Source organism: Acinetobacter sp. 2JN-4 (genome assembly GCF_003687745.1).
Taxonomy (GTDB): Bacteria; Pseudomonadota; Gammaproteobacteria; order Pseudomonadales; family Moraxellaceae; genus Acinetobacter; species Acinetobacter halotolerans.
Map to the genome: position 1 here is coordinate 1 of NZ_RDNY01000011.1, position 19,946 is coordinate 19,946.

Below are 19,946 nucleotides of genomic sequence, written 5' to 3' on the forward strand. Positions count from 1 at the left end.
GAACTCAGAAGTGAAACCTCTTCGCGCTGATGGTAGTGTGGCACTTGCCATGTGAGAGTAAGTCATCGCCAGCTTTTAAATTCTAAACACCCCAGTCTCGTAAGAGGTTGGGGTGTTTTTATTGGCGCTGAATAATTGAAAAAATAGCGTTTTATAATGAATTTGAGCTTAGACAGCACATTAAATTTAATCAATCCTTTATTGTGAGGCGTAAATCAAATATAAATATTTGAACAGAACAATGTAAGCTATTATTTAGATGTACTTTTAGTACCTTAAAATTATAAGAAGGAAACGTTTGTGTTCAATGTCATTGTGCAGTTAATGGGTGGAATCGGTTTATTCCTTTTAGGCATGTCTCTGATGACAGATAGTCTAAAAGCAATTGCGGGTGAAGCCCTGCGACAATGGCTAGTCAGATTTACAAACTCACCAATCAAAGCTGTACTATCGGGGATTGGTTTGACCGTTGTCGTTCAATCCTCCACAGCTACCACTTTGGCAACGATCGGTTTTGTCAGTGCAGGGATATTAAGTTTTAGTCATGCGATTGGTGTGATTATTGGTGCAAACATAGGCACGACAAGCACAGGTTGGATGGTTGCATTACTTGGTTTAAAGTTTTCTATTGCCAGTTTTGCCTTGCCCTTGATTGGTATAGGTGCGGCACTCAAATTATTTGGTAAAGAAAAATTTAGTTTTATTGGACTCACTTTGGCAGGCTTTGGGCTGTTATTTCTAGGGATTCAATTTTTACAAGATGCCATGAGTGGTATGGCTTTATTAATCGATCTATCTCGGTGGGCTGAACCAACTTTAATGATGAAACTCATTCTTGTGGTTATTGGTGTCCTCATGACGATCTTATTGCAATCCTCCAGTGCAGCGATTACAACCACATTAGCAGCACTATCTACCTCTACAATTAATTTAGAACAAGCTTTAGCCTTAGTGATTGGTCAAAATGTCGGAACGGTTGCAACTGCTATTCTCGCGGCGATAGGGGCGACTACCAGTGCTAAACGAACAGCGGCAGTTCATGTCATGTTTAATATTGTGACTGCCATTTTTGCATTTATTTTATTATCTCCAGTATTTATATGGGCATATCATCATATTGAAAGTATTCATCAATTGGATTCTGTGATCTTAGTTGCGGGATTTCACACGACTTTTAGTTTATTAGGTGCATGTATTTTCATGCCATTTTTGTCTCAATTTGAACAATTGATTATTCGCTTACTGCCCGAAAAACAACCGCTGATCACACGGTATTTAGACGAGTCACTTTATAGTGTTCCAGCTTTGGCGATTGCAGCAGCAGAACGTGCACTTTTGCAATCGATAGCTGATATGTATGAGATTTTTATACGTTGTATTCGTGGAGGAGTCGTTACTTCATTGGTTAAAACGGATGAGTTCGATCAAACTTTGCTTAAAGTTGAGCATTATTTAGATAAAATGACGGTTTCACAATCTTTAGAAGATCAACATCGTTTAATCATCTTATTGAGATTGGCGGTGTATGTCCGTGTTCTTAAAAATGATTTAAGTAGTGTGGCGCATATTGAAAGCATTCAAAATCAAAGAAATATTCATGAATTAGCCAATCAGTTTGCAACAATTCTTGAGCAATTTATTCCGTATTTAATGCATGAACCATTTGCGCGAATCCCAAAAAAACTTGTAGATGAGTTAGCTGATTTTTCCGCTGAGATGCAAGCACATCAAGATTTGGTGCGGCAGAAAATTATCGAGGACTCTTCATTAAGAACAGTATCGGTCACTTATACCTTGGACCAACTCGCTGCACAACGTTGGTTAGAACATTTAGTAATTCATTGTAGTCGTGTGGCGATTTTACTGGGTGATACAGAGCAAGTATTATTGAATGAGGAATTGGGATCAACTCAATTACCATCATGACAGTGTGGCGTGATTGGGTTTTCAAATGATAAAAATATGAATCGCAGGTTTTATGGGCTTATGTTTTCTATGCAGTGATAAGTTGTAGCGTTGTCATGGTCTGTGCCTAAGGCGTAATGCGTTTTTATTATGAACCATAAGATCTCATGCTCTAAAAATATTGTTTTTCATAAAAGCTAAGGTTTTCTACTTTTCTCACAGGCTGACATGCCTATAATGATTGGGAATCATTCCAAATCTAATAAGGAAATAACATGTCTACTGATCAACAATTTCCAACACCTGCCAATCTTGGTATCGCAGTTTATGAAAATAATGCAGAGGCAATTGGTAATACCCCTTTAGTGCGTATTAACCGTATTATCAAAACGGGTGCAACGGTACTGGCAAAAATCGAAAGCCGTAATCCTGCATTTTCAGTAAAATGCCGTATTGGTGCAGCTTTGATTGCCGATGCGGAAAAACGTGGTGTACTCAAAGCAGGGATGCATATTGTTGAACCAACCAGTGGTAATACTGGTATTGCCTTGGCTTTCGTGGCAGCAGCAAAAGGTTATCCCATTACTTTAACCATGCCATCGAGTATGAGTTTAGAGCGTCGGAAAGTGCTTAAAGCTTTGGGTGCAAACTTAGTCTTGACTGATCCAGCCATAGGTATGAAAGGTGCGGTAGATGAAGCGGTACGCTTGGCTACTGAAAATCCAGAACTGTATTTTTTACCACAACAATTTGAAAATCCAGCAAACCCGCAGATCCATGTTGAAACAACGGGTCCTGAAATTTGGCAAGCAACCAATGGTCAAGTGGATATTTTGGTTGCAGGTGTCGGTACAGGCGGTACCATTACAGGTATCTCACGTTATTTTGAGCAAATAAAAAATCAGCCTTTGTATTCTGTTGCAGTTGAACCTGCTGAATCGGCAATCATCACCCAAACGAAACGCGGTGAAAGCATTACACCCGCGCCACATAAGATTCAGGGCATTGGGGCGAACTTTATTCCGAAAAATTTAGATCTAGATTTGGTCGATGAGGTTGTACCCGTGAATAGTGCCGATGCAATTGAATGGGCGAGAAAATGTGCGATGCAAGAAGGAATTTTAGTCGGTATTTCTAGTGGTGCGGCATTAGCAGCGGCAGCTCAAATCGCAGAACGTCCTGAAAATTCAGGTAAAACTATTGTGGTTATTTTACCTGATAGTGGCGAGCGTTATTTATCTTCAGTATTGTTTGAAGGTTTATTTGATGAGGCTTAGTTATAAGTTTAGCAAAAAAAGCCATGCTTAAAGCATGGCTTTTTTATACTTGCTGCAATGATTTATAACGCAGCTTTCAGCATTTTTTTATGATGTTTAACCGACTTCGCATATTTTTTACCTTGGCGCTTCATTTTCCAATTACGCTGATAACCCGTTGGCCCCACATTATAATAAGCCAGTGCTTTTTCCCAGCTACCCGCAGATTGATTATATTTTGCAAGAATATAAGTACCACAATTGACGTTGGTATATTCATCAAATAAGTTACCGCCACAGGTGCTTTGCCAATAACGCGGGATGATTTGTGTGAGTCCAACTGCACCTGCTGACGAGGTGACATAAGGTCTGTAGCTTGACTCTTGTCGAATCATCGCAGCAATCAGGAGCGGATCAACATCATGTTGTTTGGCACTTTGAATGATCATCGGGGCAACGCGATTGGCTGTATCTGGTTGTACCGAATAGGCTTTTTGAATCCCAACTGATAATTTCTGAGCGCGTGTTGCGCTTGAACCACTTAAATGGCTACAAGCCGTTAAGTAAACAGCAGCAAACATCATGCTGAGTTTAAAAAGTAATATCGCGATATTACTGATATGGCGTTTTGCACTGTTTTTTGGAGTGATCATCGTGAAAATAAAAACTTAATCGCATATTCGAAAGTAGGGTGATGGTATGAAGTTAAATTCATGCCGTCAAGTGTGGTTATTTTACTGAGTACAAACAAAAAAGCCCCGACATCCTGTCGAGACTTTTTTATATTCAGTTTATTGCCGTTAACTCCTGTCAACGACCACATCCTGTGTATATTGTTATTCTGAATGAGACTTCCTGCCTCTCTATGATTTATATATTACGGAATAAACCTGTACACGGGTATATTCGCCATTCACTGCAAGTGATGTAGGCTTTAACTTACAACGCTGTTATCGAAGATAAATATGCTTAGCGGTTTTTAAGAATGAGACCGACAAGTTTCTGAGCGATAGGTGCACAGACCAGTACACTTGGAAAAGCAAACATCCATGCAATCATCCAAGCTGACATCCACATGGAAAAGAAATTTTCAACGAAGCCTAATGCTTTTAAAGTGGTGATTCCAGAAATTAGAAATGACATCATACAAGATAGAATTAATGGAAATAAAAGCGTAGCTGCCTTCATCGGTTAGCCTCTTGAGTGGTTCGGATAAAAAGGTATGGCCAATCGCTATCATACCGTGTTCGCTCGAAAAGGTGAAAAGTGAATTAGAGGAGCTTAAGGGATGAGGATAATCATTGTTGGGCATATCAACCGACTAAACTTGAATGTGTTGTTGTGAAAATTTAAGTGAAAAGTCACCAATATTGTCATTGATTATTTTGATGAGAACGCGCGTATACTGATCAGGCATAAGGAGTGGTCATGTCTGAATCAGTTTTACGCCCAAGCCATATTGAGTATGGTTCTAAATCGTTTACTTCAATTTTATGGTCATTGTTTTTTGCAGGTTTTGCTTCATTTTCATCGCTCTATTGTGTTCAACCAATGATGCCGATTTTTGCAAAATTCTTTCAGGTTAGCCCGACGCATAGTAGTTTTCCTTTGTCTTTCTCCACCATTGCATTGGCAACTGGTCTGTTATTTACAGGCTTTATTTCAGATCGGTTTGGACGTAAACCGATTATGGTCTTTGCCTTATTTCTGGTTTCGATTTTATTGTTGATTAGTGCCTCTTTCCCGATTTGGGAAGTGTTTTTAGGTACCCGTATTTTTATTGGTTTAGCGGTCAGTGGTGTGGCAGCCGTAGCCATGACCTACATCGGGGAAGAAATCGCACAAAAAGATATTGGTTTCGCGATGGGACTTTATATATCTGGAACCGCGATTGGGGGCATGGGTGGTCGCTTGATTGCAGGGGTGTTGGTCGATTTTATTTCTTGGCAATCTGCTACTTATATTATTGGATTTCTCAACCTCATAATCGCCTGTTTATTCTATCTGTTATTACCAAAATCTCAGCATTTCCAACCCTATCCGTTCCGTTTTTCTCGCTTTAAAGCTGCTTTTGAACAGAATCTCAAAGATCCAAAATTACGGATTTTATTTGCTCAAGGTTTTATCCTGATGGGGTGTTTGGTGACGGTGTTTAATTACATCAGTTATCACTTGTTAGAAGCGCCTTTTCATTTATCACAAACATGGATTGGGGTGATTTCGATTGCCTATTTGGCAGGAATTTATAGTTCACCTAAAGCGGCACAATGGGGCTTTAAATACGGACGGGATAAGGTTCTGCCATTTTTATTGTTGAGTATGATCATTGGATTATTGATTACCTTGATCCCATCGCTTTGGGCCATCTTAATTGGTTTAACTGTTTTTACCTTTTCATTTTTTGCTGCCCATTCAACCGCAAGTAGTTGGGTCTCGGTACAAGCCGTGCAATATCGAGCAGTGGCTTCATCACTGTATTTATTTTGCTATTACCTAGGATCTAGTGTGTTGGGGAGCAGCGGCGGTTTGATTTGGGAAAACTTTGGCTGGCTCGGCATTAATTTAAGTGTGGGTGTGGTCTTGGCAATAGGTTTCATGCTCACCTTTTATTTGGGTGACTCAAAAAAAACAGGATATTCTCGTAAAATAAAGCGACAGATATAGTCGCCGAGGGCTTGCTAAAAATCATTGGATTTTAGTAACTTAAGCAAGTGCTAATTTAAAGCATTATCATATTTTTTAGATTTTTTATCGTGGGGAAAGAGCAATGGAATTACATAGTCGTGTTTATTATAAGCATCCAGATGCAAAAATAATGGGGCAATTAGAAGTCTTATTTAAGGAACATGAGGGAAATGCGGAACGGTTCTTACAAGCTGCTTTAGCCATCAATCCAGAAAGTGTGGAAGCCGCACAAGACTTGCTCGATCAAATTGATTCGCCTGAATATGATTTGGAACCAGAAAGTTTATATTATGAGGCAGGGTATGCAGTTTTGGATTTTGTTCATGGTTCTTCTGGCGATGAAAACATTGAAAATATTTTACTTTTTTTAAAAGCTTTGCTGCCAGAGATACATGCCCAAGCATGGGGGTGTGGCGATGATGATCCTTGGGAGTTTTGGTTCAAATTTAATGGGGATGAGTTAATTCGAGAAGATGATGAGCCATTTAACGATCCTGAGGAAGATGAGAATATCAAAGCATCAATTTATGCGTGGTGGCATAAAGACTTGCCAACAGAGATTAAGGAAGGTTTTTTAAACGAAGCCTAAACATTATCAATTAGTTATCACCATATTTCCCCATTCTCTAAACGCGAGAGAATGGGGAATCTTTTTTGTATGTTTTTTAATCTATAAAAATGAATAGAATTCATGTTAAACTGATCAGCTTTCATTTTGGCATCAAAAATTCCGAGATGCCTCTCTCTTCCTTATTGCTAGCCGAGATTCGCAAGCTATGTCTACTGCCTATACCATGCAGACCGCGCCAAAAGCGTTGTTTGATTACGACAAATATTGGGCGTCGTGTTTTGAACCCGCACCATTTTTGCCGATGTCACGAGAAGAAATGGATCTCCTCGGCTGGGATGCATGTGACTTTATTTTAGTTTGTGGCGATGCATATATTGACCATCCTTCATTTGTATCAGGTGTGATTGGTCGTGTGCTTGAAGCGCAAGGTTTTCGTGTTGGTATTATTGCGCAGCCTGACTGGACCAATGCTGAAAGTTTCCGTGTACTTGGTAAACCAACCATTGCGTGGGGCGTAACCGCAGGCAACATGGATTCAATGATCAACCGTTATACGGCAGATCGTAAAATCCGTTCGGATGATGCATACTCACCAAATAACGAAGCCAATAAACGCCCTGATCGTGCGGCAACAGTCTATTGTCAGCGTTGTCGTGAGGCATTTCCAGATGTACCTGTGTTACTTGGTGGTATTGAAGGCAGTTTACGTCGTATTGCACATTATGATTATTGGTCAGACAAAGTTCGTCGTTCAATCTTGATGGACTCTAAGGCCGATTTATTGATGTACGGCAATGGTGAGCGCGCCATTATCGATGTAATGCATCGTTTAGCGAAAGGTGAAAAAGTCCACGAGATTACTGATGTTCGTGGTACTGCATTTATTATCAATAAGCATAATAAAAATTCAAAAGCAAAGTTCGTTGAAATCGCCAGTAATGATGTCGATAGCATCGGACGTGTGGATCAAATCATTAACCCTTATGTGATGACTGAAGATATTGATGGCTGTGAAGTTGAAAAAGAAAAGGGCAACTCACTGGCACAATATCAAGATTTTCAAAAAGAATTTGTGGCAAACCCAATTGTCCGTGAAGGGGATAATTTAGATCCTGATACACAGATCGTACAGCTCAAACCTGCACCATCAAAAGCGATTAAGCATAAACTGCCACCACGTGAACTTGCGGTGATCCGTTTACCTTCTTATGAGGAGGTTGCGAATGATCAGGTCCTTTATGCACATGCCAACCGTATTTTGCATCTTGAAACTAACCCCGGTAATGCGCGCGCCTTAGTTCAACGTCATGGCGAACGTGATGTTTGGATTAATCCGCCTCCGATTCCTCTAGCCACTGAGGAAATGGATTATGTCTTTGATTTACCTTATGCACGTTTACCGCATCCTGCTTATGGCAATGCGCGTTTCCCTGCTTTTGATATGATCAAATTCTCAGTCAATATCATGCGTGGTTGCTTTGGCGGTTGTACCTTCTGTTCAATTACTGAGCATGAGGGACGTATTATTCAAAACCGTTCGGAAGAGTCGATCTTACGTGAAATTGAAAAGATTCGTGATACCGCACCTCAGTTTACAGGCATTATTTCAGACCTAGGTGGTCCAACGGCAAACATGTATCGTTTGCACTGTAATGATCCTGAGATTGAAAAGAACTGTCGCAAGCCATCTTGTGTCTATCCGGGTGTTTGTCAAAACTTACATACCGATCATGCACCATTGGTTCAGCTTTATCGTAAAGCACGTGAAATCAAAGGTGTGAAAAAGATTCTGATTGGTTCAGGTCTACGTTATGACTTGGCAGTATTGAATCCTGAATATGTCAAAGAATTGGTACAACACCATGTCGGTGGATATTTAAAAATTGCACCTGAGCATACCGAACAAGGTCCATTATCGAAGATGATGAAGCCGGGTATTGGCACTTATGATCGCTTTAAACAAATGTTTGAGCGTTTCAGTAAGGAAGCAGGCAAGGAACAGTATTTAATTCCTTACTTCATTGCTGCTCATCCGGGTACGACCGATTACGACATGATGAACTTGGCGATTTGGTTGAAGAAGAATGGTTTCCGTGCCGATCAGGTACAGACCTTCTATCCATCGCCAATGGCAACGGCAACCACGATGTATTACACAGGCAAAAATCCATTGTCTAAAGTGGCGCGTTATACGGAAAATGTCGATATTGTCAAAGGCGATAAGCGTCGTCGTTTGCATAAAGCATTCTTACGTTACCATGATCCAAATAACTGGCCATTGTTGCGTGAGGCGCTAAAAGAAATGGGTCGACCTGACTTGATTGGTAACTCAAAACAGCATTTGATCCCGACTTATCAGCCTCAAGGTACTGCTGAGAGTGAATATAAATCTGCGCGTAAGAAGAACTCGACCGTCGCGGGAGATTCAGCAAAACGCAATCAATCGCAACCACAAGCGGGTCAAAAACGTCCGCAAAAAGGTCAAATACTGACCCAACACACGGGTTTGCCACCGCGCGAAACTGGTGAGAAAAGACCATTTTCAGGCAAGCCGAAAGCCAAAGCGAAAACACATCGCTAATTAGCATCAAAGAAGGCATGTGGAAGCATGCCTTCTTTTTATATAAAAATGATAAATGGTTCGCAGTCTAATTTCAAAACTATACTCTATGGAAACATATACTGACAATATCGACTTGAATATTTGCGATATGCTGATTATAAATAACAAGACAGCAAGCTTTTACGACTTTGGTAGGAACGATTAAGAACTTCAAGTTTGAACTGTTAAAATAACTTTACTATCGTTGTTATTGATTAAAAAATTGGCATAAAGCCAAAAATGATTATAAAAAATCTAAAGGGATTAGTTAGAAATGTATTATTTCATAACAATAGTTGGTTTGCTGTTAATTACAGCACTTGCACTTCGACATTTACATCAAAATCGGCGTCAAGATAGTCCATTAAAGCGACGTGGTATTTTGAATATTGCTGAGCAAATTACTTTAATGCGTTTACAAGCCGTTTTGCACCGTCATACGATATTGGCACATGTATCGTTTGATGCCTTGCTTACGACTAAGTTTAGCCATACACGACGTAAGTATCAGGGTTTGGTTGCTGATTTTGTGGTGCTTGATCAACAACATCAGGTGCTTGCGATTGTTGAGATTGCAGATGAATCTTATGTCAATCGTCTGAATCAAAAGCATTATCAAGACAGCCTACTCGAATTGGCTGGATATCGTGTTTTTCGTTACAGCAGTATTCCAACTGAACAAGAATTACGTGAAGACTTGATCCCTGATTTGTTTGATCCAATGAGTTCTGCTACCTCAAAGATTTCAAGTCCGATGCCGCACACTGAACATATAATGAAATACAATGTGTTTGCGGCAAAGTCATTTTAATCTGGACGTACCGCAGTTACGGTCATTTCGACCAAGACCTCAGGTGCGTATAGTTTAGACTCTACACAGGTACGTGCTGGGGGATGACCCTCAGCAATCCATGCATCCCAAACGGCATTCATTGCTGCATAGTCTTTTTCGATATCTTTTAAGAAAATCAATACCGACAAAATATGGGTCTTATCGGTACCTGCTTCGGCAAGTAAACGATCAATATGGTCTAAGGTTTGCTGAGTCTGTGCGCTCACATCTACACTGGTATCATCTGCCAATTGACCCGCCAAATGAACAAGATTTCCTGAAATTGCGACTTCGCAAAAACGTGAAGTGACATGCAGTCGTTGCACAGACATAGAGATGCTACCTAATCAAAAATGTATCTATAAGATTGTACTTGAAGCATTCTTAGCACAGTGTAATTTTGTATAAATTAGGCTGAAAAAATATCTATTTCCATTAATTTACGTTGTTTGAAAATCAAAATAGAGCGGGATTGTGGGCAAATAATAATATTGCCTAGATTCAGAAATTGAATTTCGGCTTGTCGAAGTTGATTTAAACAGCTCGCAATTGAGCTCTGGTTGGGACACAGTTGTTTGAGTTGGCTTAAAGCTGAAGTGGACGTGTGATACATGGTCTTATTCCTTATCATCATTGTTAAAAATTGGGCAAAGATATGACCTTGCCCGATTCATTTAGATGTTTTGTTGTTCGGATTGATACCAATTGACATGGCGTGTGATGTACATGACGCATGCAATTAAAATGAAAGACAAAATGGAGCCGAATAAGAAAGTTTTTCCGCTGGATTGTAGTAATAGATACATCATGCCGTATAAAGCACTAAGTAAAACACCGAAGAGTATGGTGGCTTTAAAACCTTGAACGACGAAGTATAAATACCAAGTAATCAAGCCAATACATGCAACTGCCGCAATCAGATAGGCAAGGGAAAAAGCGTAATATTCACTGATTGATAGTAATAAGACGAAGAATACGCCTTGTGCCATGGCAACCAAAGCATACTGAACAGGATGAATTTTAAGATTCTTCAAAACCTCGAATAAAAAGAAGCAACCAAAGGTAATAATGATCACCATAATGCCATATTTGATGGCACGATCAGTTTGGGTATAAATATTAACGGGTTCTAAAAACTGCGTCGAAATACCAGAAATGTTGTTTGAAGATACATTTGAAGTAGCATAAGCAGCTTCAACATCACTGATCAGATTGCTTTTAGTATTTAAAGTTTGGTAAAAACACTGACTGTTTTCACAGCTTGAGAGACGATCTAAATTACGTTTACCTAAAGCAATATTTTTCCAGTCCGCTTCAAAAAGTTGTCTTTTGCTGAGTTTCTTAAACGGTAAACTTTGACCATCGTATTTCACATCACCCCAATTGCCTTTAGCTTGATAAGTCATTTCGTAACTGGTTGGGATAAATGCAAATTCGCTTAAACCTTCTAGATCAAATTGCAGGTTAAAGCTAAAACCCTGTTGGAATTTTTGGATCAGTTCAGGATATTGCTTACTGGTGATATGTAGTAGATCAAAGCCTTGCTGTCCTTGGCTTTGCTCAGAAAAGCCAAACTTATAATTTTTTCCATCAATATTAAATGTTGGCTTGGCGTTTAGACCGCGAGCATCTTGGATAGGAAAAATGATTTCAGCTTGATTCCAAAGATAGTTGCGTTGCGGTTCAATCGTGGCGCCTTTAAATACACCTTTACCTAGCATGTGATTTTGATAACTAATCGCTTTATACATACTGCGTTTGTAGGTGCTGTCTGAAACTTTAAATTGAGCTGTCCAGTCTGTTGTTTCTGCGCCTAGGGTAATAAATGCTGTTTGCGTACAATCGTAAGTTTTCTTTTGTTCATCGGTACATGTGGTTTGAATTTGATAGGGAAGTTTTAAATAGGGTGCAATCACTTGTTGTGGGCGAATTTGTTCTTTCGCAATGTCCTGAATCACTTGTTGTTGATAGCTTTTGCGCTCATCTACCAAGTTAGAGATGAAAAAAAGACCAATATAAAAAATCAAAATCAGGAGCAAAATCGCTCCTATTTTCAGATTAATAAAGTTTCTGCGCATGGTGGATTCCATTGTCATTGTGATATGACCAGTATCACGAATCCATATGCGTTCTAAATGAGTTGCAATTGAAGCTTATGTGAAGTTTCGATGAAGTATAATTTTTACCAGTACCCCTGATTTGTGCTGCTCTAAGAAATTCAAATAATTTTCAGGGATATTTTGAATGGTGACGTGACCTTGATGCTGTTGAATAATCTGCTGCACAATACTCAGACCAATACCTGTGCTCCGTTGCTGATTATGCGGACGTGGTAATGAAAAATAGGTTTCAAAGACACGATTTAAAGCGTATTCAGGAATGGCTTCACCCTCATTGAATAATAGAATTTCAATACCATTAGTGTCGGTATTTTCCCTGAGTTGAATGGCGAGAACACCTTGTTCAGAGCAAAAGTCTCTTGCGTTATCTAAGACATTATTGATTGCTTGTTTAAGCCAAAATGAATCAGCATAGATTGAGAAATCTTCAGGAAGATTCAGCTCTATTTGAATCTGTTTAATTTGGAAAGCACTCTGTTGTTGTATCACGCAGTCCCGAATCAATTTTGATAAATCAATATTTTGAAACTCTAAAGCATGCTGATTCTTCTCTAGGCGTGTGAGCAACAGCATGCGTTCGATTAAGGATTGCAAGCGATGACTTTGCTCAACAATATGTGCTGCAAATTGTTGTTGGTCTTCTAAAGGCAGATCATCTTGTAATAGTTCTGCACTGGCTTGAATTGCCGTGAGTGGGCTTTTTAACTCGTGGGTTAGCGTATTGACATAGTTCTCGACATAAGCACGATCTTCGAGTTTCTCTCGCATGTCACTCAATGCTTGAGTCACTTGGTTGAGCTCTTTTGCAGAATAGAAAAATGGAGCTTGATTGACGGGTGCTAGCGCTTGAGCATAACGACGCACTTTATCAATACTGTGTCTTAACCAATATGCCACCATGCTTGCAAGTAATAAACTCAATGCAGCGATCCATAACGCTTGATGAATCAGTTGACGTTCTGCGCGTGCAATATATGGTTGTACGGATTGATTTGGTTTACCGATACTGACCACACCTATTAATTGTTGTTTGTAGATAATCGGTGCAGCAATATGCATCACACTGCTATTTCGGTCATAACGGTTGGTTGCAGTAGAACGTGCACCGTATTTGCCGCGTAAGGTCAGATAAACATCATTCCATTTGGAATAATCTTGCCCAACGGCTTGACCTTCGGAGTCATAGATGACAACACCGTGCTGATCAGTAATATACAGTTGTTGGTTGATTTTATCTTTTTGATGCTGCCAAATTGTGGCATTGAGTTGGCGAGATAATGCTGCTTGAATTTTTTGATCAAATTCAGGTGTACTGACTTTTTGTTGTGCTACATCTTCTGCAATCAGTTGGGCAATGATATTGGTATTCTCGGCAAGAGTATCTTCGACCACTTGACGGACATTTGGTTTGACCTGTTGATTCAAAGTATAGGCAATAAAGCTCAGGCTCAGCACCACCACCAAGCTAAAGAAAAACCAAATGCGGATAAAGATGGACATTGATTAACCTAATCTCACTAAACTATACCCAAACCCTCGATGCGTCCGAATCGGATCATCATTAGGAGTAATTTGCTTTAGCTTTTGCCTTAAACTTTTGATATGTGTATCAACTGTACGTTCTAAGCTATGCTCAGGGTGTTCCCAAATATGATCCATTAGTTGTTGTCGGCTAAAGACTTGTTCAGGATGTTGAATCAGTAAAAATAACAAACGATATTCATAACGTGTCAGTTGTAATGGTTTTCCATGGTATTGAATTTGCAGTGATTGTGGATTGCACGTCCACGTCGCAGATTGTAGGGTTATTTCTGCTTGGGTGATTGATGGTTGTGATGAGATATTTTGCGCCTGTATTTCCATTCTGCGCCAAATGGCTTTGATTCTTGCCACAATTTCCCGTGCACTAAAAGGTTTTGTACAATAATCATCTGCGCCGATTTCTAAACCAACAACCCGATCAATTTCGTCATCTCGTGCGGTGAGGAATAATAAAGGTGTTTGATATTTTTGGCGTAGCTGTTTGCAGACTTCAAAACCATTCAGATCAGGTAAACCGACATCTAAAATAATAAAATCAAAAGTTTGTTCTGAAAGATATTGTAGTGCTTGAGCACCTGTATTTGCCCAACTAACGCTCCAGCCTTCGCGTTCAAGTACATAACGTAGAGGAAGAATAATCGCTGCTTCATCTTCAACACATAGAATTTGTTTTTGATTCATCATGATTAACTAATCAATATTTTCTAATTTTATTGGGTTAGTTTAGCGGAAGATGTGGTGGAGAAAAGTAGTAATACTCATTTTTATAATTATTTAATAAAATAAAGGACACTTGAAGTGCCCTGTAATATTCGGATTTGATCGTCACGCCAACCACAGGAGCAAATGCTAAAAGCGAGGATTTCTTTAGCAAGAGCAAGCAACATGGATAATGCTACTGCGTTGTCTAGAGTACTGAAAACTGCATAAAAAGCAAACATAAATTTCAGGGTGAATGATATTTTTGTGTAAAAAAACGACATTACCATAAGGAAAGTTGGGATTCTTGTTGAATCGGTTGCAACTGATAGACCCCAACACCAACTAAACGAAACTGAAAGTTAGGATCAATATGCATTTCATTCAGTAATTGCATAACCACTTGTAATAATTCTTGTGGAGACTGTAGCGGGTGTTTAAAGCTTTTACTGTGTTGTAAGACCTGAAAATTTTTGAGCTTTAGTTTGACATTCACGCCTCGTGCTGTGAGTTGTTTTTTATCTAAACTTTGCCAGATTTTTGTCGTCAATGGCTGCCATGTCGGAGCACATTGATCGAGGTTATAGTCGTCATCAAAGGTAATCTCTTTAGAAATTTGTTGACGTTCTCGTTCAGCTTTGACAGGGCGGTGGTCGATGCCTTGTGCATATAAGTAAAGCTGTTTGCCATATTTTCCAAAATGATGGATAAGAACGTTTTCTTCGATTTTTTGTAGATCACCTAAGGTGTGTAAATTCAATTGATTTAGTTTTTCATAGGTAACTTTGCCGACACCTGGAATTTTGCTCAATGCTAAGTCTTGAATGAATTGCATCACTTGATGGGGCTTAATGACAAATAAGCCATTCGGTTTATTCCAATCCGAAGCGATTTTTGCCAAAAACTTATTCGGTGCCACACCTGCAGAAGCCGTCAGTCCTGTCATTGTGAAAATATCCGAACGGATCTGTGTCGCAACTTCGGTGGCACTTGGGATATTTTTTAGATTTTCAGTGACATCTAAATAGGCTTCATCTAAAGACAGTGGTTCAATCAGCGTGGTGTATTGCTGAAAAATCTGATGGATTTGTGCTGAAACCTCACGATATTTTTCAAAATTTGGCTCAATCACAATTACTTGTGGGCACAGTTTTTTGGCTTGTCCCATCGACATCGCAGAACGTAAACCAAAGACTCGAGCAGGGTAAGATGCAGCCGCAACCACCGCACGAGGATGATGCGAGGAGATCACCACCGGCAAATCTTTGAGATCAGGGCGCTCTCTGAGTTCGACTGAAGCAAAAAAGGCATCCATGTCGATATGGATGATTTTACGCAGTTCATTTGCCATCCTGAATGCCTTGTTCTTTTAAAAACATACGCCACTGCTGTGGTGATTCGGCATAGACATTTAAATCAACAGGCTTTGCAATACCGTCAATTTTACCTGTTTGACTATGCTGCCAAAATAACCATTTTCGCCCATCTTTGAGTTCAGGTTTGCCGTCATAGTCTCTGACCCAAAGTGGCGTGTCGGTAAAACTTCCCATCAATACAATGTGATAAAAACTTTTAGAAATATAGAAAATTGGTTGTTTGCCATAATGTCGATGCAGTTGATCATGCATGAGCTGAATTTCTTTGAGTAACTGCTCTTTGGTATAGGTATTAATACAGTTACTGTCATATTCCAAATCAATGACAGGTGGCAAAGCATCGGTTTTGTTGGGCACAGTGGCAATGAAATTGTCTGCCTGTACTTTGCCATCGCGACATAAACGATAGAAGTGATAGGCACCCACATGTAGACCTTGTTCACGTGCTTTGAGCCAGTTGTCCTGAAATTTTCGATCTTTAAAATCGCCGCCTTCTGTGGCTTTGAGATAGACAAATTGATATTGGACAGGTGAAATTTGTTTCCAGTTAATCTCACCCTGATGATGAGATACATCAAAGCCACGAATGGCATAATCTTGTGCAGATGCTTTTTGCTGATAGAACACACCGAAATACGTCAAAACACCCAACAGACTCGCAAGCCCAATACTCACATAGGTATTATGGCGTTGGTATACGGGTTTTTGATTCGATTTTGGCATGTAAATTTTACAGCGATTTTAAAATAATCATCATAACGTGATTTTGGAGTGGATGCTATTTCAGCTCATCTGTGGTCTCTTTTGGAATCTGCCAAAACACGATCGCGGTAATGATGTTTATACAACCCAGCGTAATCAATGAAGCATGGAATGCTGTGGTAATGGATGCCGTTGGATAATACTGACTAAACAGATTAATCAATGTTCCTGCCAAAGCTACCCCGATACTCATGGAGAGCATCATAATCATGGATAAGAAGCTATTGCCACTGCTGGCATCGTGCTGAGGTAAATCTTTTAAAGTAAGGGTATTCATTCCCACAAATTGGAGTGAGTTGAGTGTGCCAAAAATAAAGAGGTGCACAATTTTGAGCCAAAGCGGTGTTGCAGCAGTCATTAAAGCAAAACTGGCAATACACAAGCCAACCAAAACCGTATTGGTCAGTAGAAAGCGACGATAGCCGACACGTTGAATGAGTGGGCGAACAATTGGTTTGGAAAATAATGAACCTAATACCATTGGGATCATCATTAAACCTGTAATAAAAGGTTCAAAGCCAAAAGCGACTTGTAGCATCAGCGGTAAAATAAAGGGAATAGCATTACTGCCTAAACGCGCAAAGAAATTGCCCAACACCCCGATGGAAAAAATTTTGTGTCGAAACAAACGTCCATGAAACAGTGCATTTGGGTGGCTATGTGCATGATAAGCATAACCTAACGTTGCAATACTCCCGATCACCAATAAGCTGATACTGACGATGCCTGAGTATTGTGGTGCGGCAATATTTTCAATTCCCAATGAAAGCCCGACCATGGCGATGATTAATAAGATGAAACCACTTAGGTCAAATGATTTTACGGTCGGCTCTTTGTGATTTGGCATGACTTTGAGTGCCATGATCACGCCGAGTACGCCCATGGGCAGGTTAATTAAAAAAATCCAGTGCCATGTTGCAACCTGAACCAACCAGCCGCCAAGGGTGGGGCCCATCAAAGGACCAATCAGACCTGCAAGGCTCATTAAACTCATGGCCGATAGAAATTGCGTACGTGGAATCAGCTTTAATAAAGCGAGTCGTCCGACAGGCATTAACAATGCACCGCCCATGCCTTGAATCACACGACAGACCAGCAGTTGATTTAGATTCTGAGATAAGCCACAACCAAGCGAAGCTAAACTAAAAATGACCATTGCGGCGAGATAGGTATTGCGGATACCGAAGCGATCTGCCAACCAGCCACTCAGTGGTATAAACGCAGCCACAGACAGTACGTAGGCCACAATCACGCCATGCATTTGTAGTGGATTTTCATTGAGTTGCAGCGCCATCATTGGAATCGCCGTATTGACGATGGTGGTATCCAATGCCTGCATAAAAAAGCCAATGGAAACCAATAACACCAACAATCGGAATTCGGGCTGTACAGCTTGATGTGTGGTTGTTGCCATGAGTCGCGATGAATAAAATAACCGTTTTAGTTTAATGCAATCGACATTGAAATAAAGACAAAAATTGTCAAAGAGTGGTCATTGAACTGACATGAAAGTGTCATCGAATTTGCATCTCAAAACACTAAATTGGCCATACAAAATAAAATGTATGGAATTTGATCATGAAATTTAAGGTTTCAGTATTACTGACTGCAATGCTATCAGTGGGGTTAATGGGGTGTAATGATGATAATAAGCAAAACAAGATACCTAGCAAAGAAGTGATTGAGCCAACGCCAGAACGTATTCAGCTGAGTTTTCTAAATCGTTACGAATCCGGTGTTTTTGCGAAAAGTGCTGCTGAAATCCCAGCCTATGATCCAGCAACGCAACGTATTTTTGTCGTGAATGCAGAAATTGGGGCATTGGACGTATTGGATCTTTCCGATCCTGCAAAACCCACTTATCTACAATCACTGACCGTAGATGATATCGCCGAAGGTGCAAAGGTGAATAGTGTCAGCATACGGAATGGCATTATTGCATTGGCAGTTGAATCAGCCAATAAAACTGATCATGGTTTTGTGGCGTTTTACCAAGCCAGTGATCTAAAACGATTGAGCCATGTGCCAGTCGGTGCATTGCCTGATATGTTGACCTTTACACCTGATGGAAAAACAGTATTGGTGGCCAATGAAGGTGAGCCATCTGATGACTATCAAATTGATCCAGAAGGTTCGATCAGTGTGATTAATGTCAGTGATATCAGCAAGCCAACAGTCAAGACAGCTGATTTTGAAGCCTTTAATAGCCAGAAAGAGGCGTTGGTTGCCAAAGGTGTGCGTATTTTTGGACCTAATGCCACGGTTGCTCAAGATTTAGAGCCTGAATATATTGCGGTTTCTGATGATGGCAAAACCGCTTGGGTGGCACTGCAAGAAAATAATGCCATTGCTGTTTTGGACATCGCTACGGCCACTGTGACCTCGATCAAGGCAATGGGTTATAAGGATCATGGCTTCAGCGACAGTGGCTTTAAGTCGATGCTTGATCCAACTAAAAACTCAAGTAATGGCTTGGATGTCAGTGACTTTGATGGCAAGAAAACCGTCCAAGATATTATGATCAAGACATGGAATGGGTTGAAAGGGATTTATCATCCTGATGCAATCACCGCATATACCGCAGCAGATCAAAAAACTTATCTGATCTCTGCCAATGAGGGCGATGCACGGGCGTGGGGTGAAAATACCGCCGAGTACTTTGGTTTGACTAAACTCAAAAACTTTGAGCAGAATAGCTTACAACGTTGCGACAATGACAATCGCAAAGGTCTGGTCGAAGAGTGGCGCGTCAAGCATCTAGTACATAAAGACGGTTTCGATCGCCGTTGTGCCGATGATTTGCCAGCACAATTACGTGATTTAGCTGCGGGCGCACATTTGAATCCAACCACCTTTAGTTATTGTGGTGCAAGCAAAGGTGATGCAGGTGATTGTCGTGATGACAAACAATTAGGCCGTTTAAAAATCACATGGACACAAGGTTATCAAACTGAAAATGGCAAACCTGTGTACTACTCAAAAGCGGGTGATAAAATCGGGGTCAATGGTAATCCATTAACCGATTATTTAATGTATGACGAGTTATATCTGCTCGGCGCTCGCTCATTCTCGATTTGGGATACACAAAACCAAGTCAAGATCGCCTATGACTCAGGTGATTTTATTGAACAATACCTGAACAGTGATCAATGTAAATTAGGCAAGTCACGTAATCTTCCATGTAAAGACTGGTTTAACAGCAACCATGAAAAAGGCAATACATTGGGTGGCCGTAGTAGCAGCAAAGGTCCAGAGCCAGAAGGTCTCACCATCGGTAAGATTGGCAATAAACAATTCTTGTTCCTAGGGCTTGAGCGGATGGGTGGGGTGATGGCGTTTGATGTCAGTAATCCAAAACAGCCAATTTTCCAAGATTACTTAAATACTCGTGAAATATGGGATCAGGCTGATCCATCGACCGCATTATCTGAGCATGGTGATCTTGGGCCTGAAGGTTTAATCTTTATCTCAGCCAAAGATTCTCCGAATGGAAAAGCATTGTTGGTGGTGGGGAATGAAGTCAGTGGCACAACCACCATTTACCAAGTCAAGGCACAGTAAGTCTAAACGCAAAAAAGCGGATCGAACCTGATCCG

At 40.3% G+C, this 19,946-nt stretch carries 17 protein-coding genes; 7 read left to right on the forward strand and 10 right to left on the reverse strand.

Annotated features, from left to right (window positions below):
* Positions 1–300: 300 nt before the first annotated feature.
* Positions 301–1,926 carry a Na/Pi cotransporter family protein gene (locus tag EAH57_RS13905; RefSeq protein WP_121930574.1) on the forward strand — a complete coding sequence of 542 codons (1,626 nt, stop codon included), beginning with the start codon at positions 301–303 and terminating at the stop codon, positions 1,924–1,926.
* 254 nt (positions 1,927–2,180) lie between these two features.
* Positions 2,181–3,182 carry a cysteine synthase A gene (gene cysK, locus EAH57_RS13910; protein WP_121930575.1) on the forward strand — a complete coding sequence of 334 codons (1,002 nt, stop codon included), beginning with the start codon at positions 2,181–2,183 and terminating at the stop codon, positions 3,180–3,182.
* 62 nt (positions 3,183–3,244) lie between these two features.
* Here cysK and EAH57_RS13915 read toward each other — a convergent pair whose 3' ends face one another.
* A complete protein-coding gene (locus EAH57_RS13915; protein WP_034594865.1) occupies positions 3,245–3,745 on the reverse strand; it encodes a lytic transglycosylase domain-containing protein in 501 nt (166 codons plus the stop codon).
* A gap of 385 nt (positions 3,746–4,130) precedes the next feature.
* On the reverse strand, positions 4,131–4,349 hold the full coding sequence (locus EAH57_RS13920; protein ID WP_121930576.1) for a DUF2798 domain-containing protein: 219 nt from the start codon (positions 4,347–4,349) through the stop codon (positions 4,131–4,133).
* 240 nt (positions 4,350–4,589) lie between these two features.
* Between EAH57_RS13920 and EAH57_RS13925 the strand changes: the two genes are divergently transcribed.
* The 4 genes from EAH57_RS13925 (at position 4,590) to EAH57_RS13940 (ending at position 9,830) form a co-directional block, all read left to right on the forward strand.
* Positions 4,590–5,825 carry an MFS transporter gene (locus EAH57_RS13925; protein WP_121930577.1) on the forward strand — a complete coding sequence of 412 codons (1,236 nt, stop codon included), beginning with the start codon at positions 4,590–4,592 and terminating at the stop codon, positions 5,823–5,825.
* A 103-nt stretch (positions 5,826–5,928) separates the two neighbouring features.
* Positions 5,929–6,435, forward strand: coding sequence for a hypothetical protein (locus tag EAH57_RS13930; protein WP_121930578.1), 507 nt, complete (start codon positions 5,929–5,931; stop codon positions 6,433–6,435).
* A 187-nt stretch (positions 6,436–6,622) separates the two neighbouring features.
* Complete coding sequence (locus tag EAH57_RS13935) at positions 6,623–8,998, forward strand: YgiQ family radical SAM protein (protein WP_121930579.1); 2,376 nt, start codon at positions 6,623–6,625, stop codon at positions 8,996–8,998.
* 295 nt (positions 8,999–9,293) lie between these two features.
* Entirely contained in the window at positions 9,294–9,830 is a 537-nt protein-coding gene (locus EAH57_RS13940) for a DUF2726 domain-containing protein (RefSeq protein WP_121930580.1), read from the forward strand.
* Here EAH57_RS13940 and EAH57_RS13945 read toward each other — a convergent pair.
* The 8 genes from EAH57_RS13945 to mdtD form a co-directional block, all read right to left on the reverse strand.
* A complete protein-coding gene (locus tag EAH57_RS13945) occupies positions 9,827–10,183 on the reverse strand; it encodes a RidA family protein (RefSeq protein ID WP_121930581.1) in 357 nt (118 codons plus the stop codon). The two genes, EAH57_RS13940 and EAH57_RS13945, sit on opposite strands and share 4 nt — an antisense overlap.
* 77 nt (positions 10,184–10,260) lie before the next feature.
* Positions 10,261–10,464 (reverse strand): hypothetical protein, encoded by a 204-nt coding sequence (locus tag EAH57_RS13950; protein WP_121930582.1) that lies wholly within the window; start codon positions 10,462–10,464, stop codon positions 10,261–10,263.
* Between the two features lie 61 nt (positions 10,465–10,525).
* Positions 10,526–11,929: a cell envelope integrity protein CreD gene (gene creD, locus EAH57_RS13955; RefSeq protein WP_121930583.1), complete on the reverse strand. Its 1,404-nt coding sequence runs from the start codon at positions 11,927–11,929 to the stop codon at positions 10,526–10,528.
* Between the two features lie 75 nt (positions 11,930–12,004).
* Entirely contained in the window at positions 12,005–13,471 is a 1,467-nt protein-coding gene (gene creC / locus EAH57_RS13960; RefSeq protein WP_121930584.1) for a two-component system sensor histidine kinase CreC, read from the reverse strand.
* A gap of 3 nt (positions 13,472–13,474) precedes the next feature.
* Positions 13,475–14,197 carry a two-component system response regulator CreB gene (creB, locus tag EAH57_RS13965; RefSeq protein WP_121930585.1) on the reverse strand — a complete coding sequence of 241 codons (723 nt, stop codon included), beginning with the start codon at positions 14,195–14,197 and terminating at the stop codon, positions 13,475–13,477.
* Between the two features lie 298 nt (positions 14,198–14,495).
* Positions 14,496–15,551, reverse strand: coding sequence for a DNA polymerase IV (gene dinB / locus EAH57_RS13970; RefSeq protein ID WP_171407478.1), 1,056 nt, complete (start codon positions 15,549–15,551; stop codon positions 14,496–14,498).
* Between the two features lies 1 nt (position 15,552).
* Complete coding sequence (locus EAH57_RS13975) at positions 15,553–16,311, reverse strand: GH25 family lysozyme (RefSeq protein ID WP_121930587.1); 759 nt, start codon at positions 16,309–16,311, stop codon at positions 15,553–15,555.
* 55 nt (positions 16,312–16,366) lie between these two features.
* A complete protein-coding gene (mdtD, locus tag EAH57_RS13980) occupies positions 16,367–17,764 on the reverse strand; it encodes a multidrug transporter subunit MdtD (RefSeq protein WP_121930588.1) in 1,398 nt (465 codons plus the stop codon).
* Between the two features lie 164 nt (positions 17,765–17,928).
* Here mdtD and EAH57_RS13985 point away from each other — a divergent pair, with 164 nt between their 5' ends.
* On the forward strand, positions 17,929–19,911 hold the full coding sequence (locus tag EAH57_RS13985) for a choice-of-anchor I family protein (protein WP_121930589.1): 1,983 nt from the start codon (positions 17,929–17,931) through the stop codon (positions 19,909–19,911).
* Positions 19,912–19,946 lie beyond the last annotated feature (35 nt).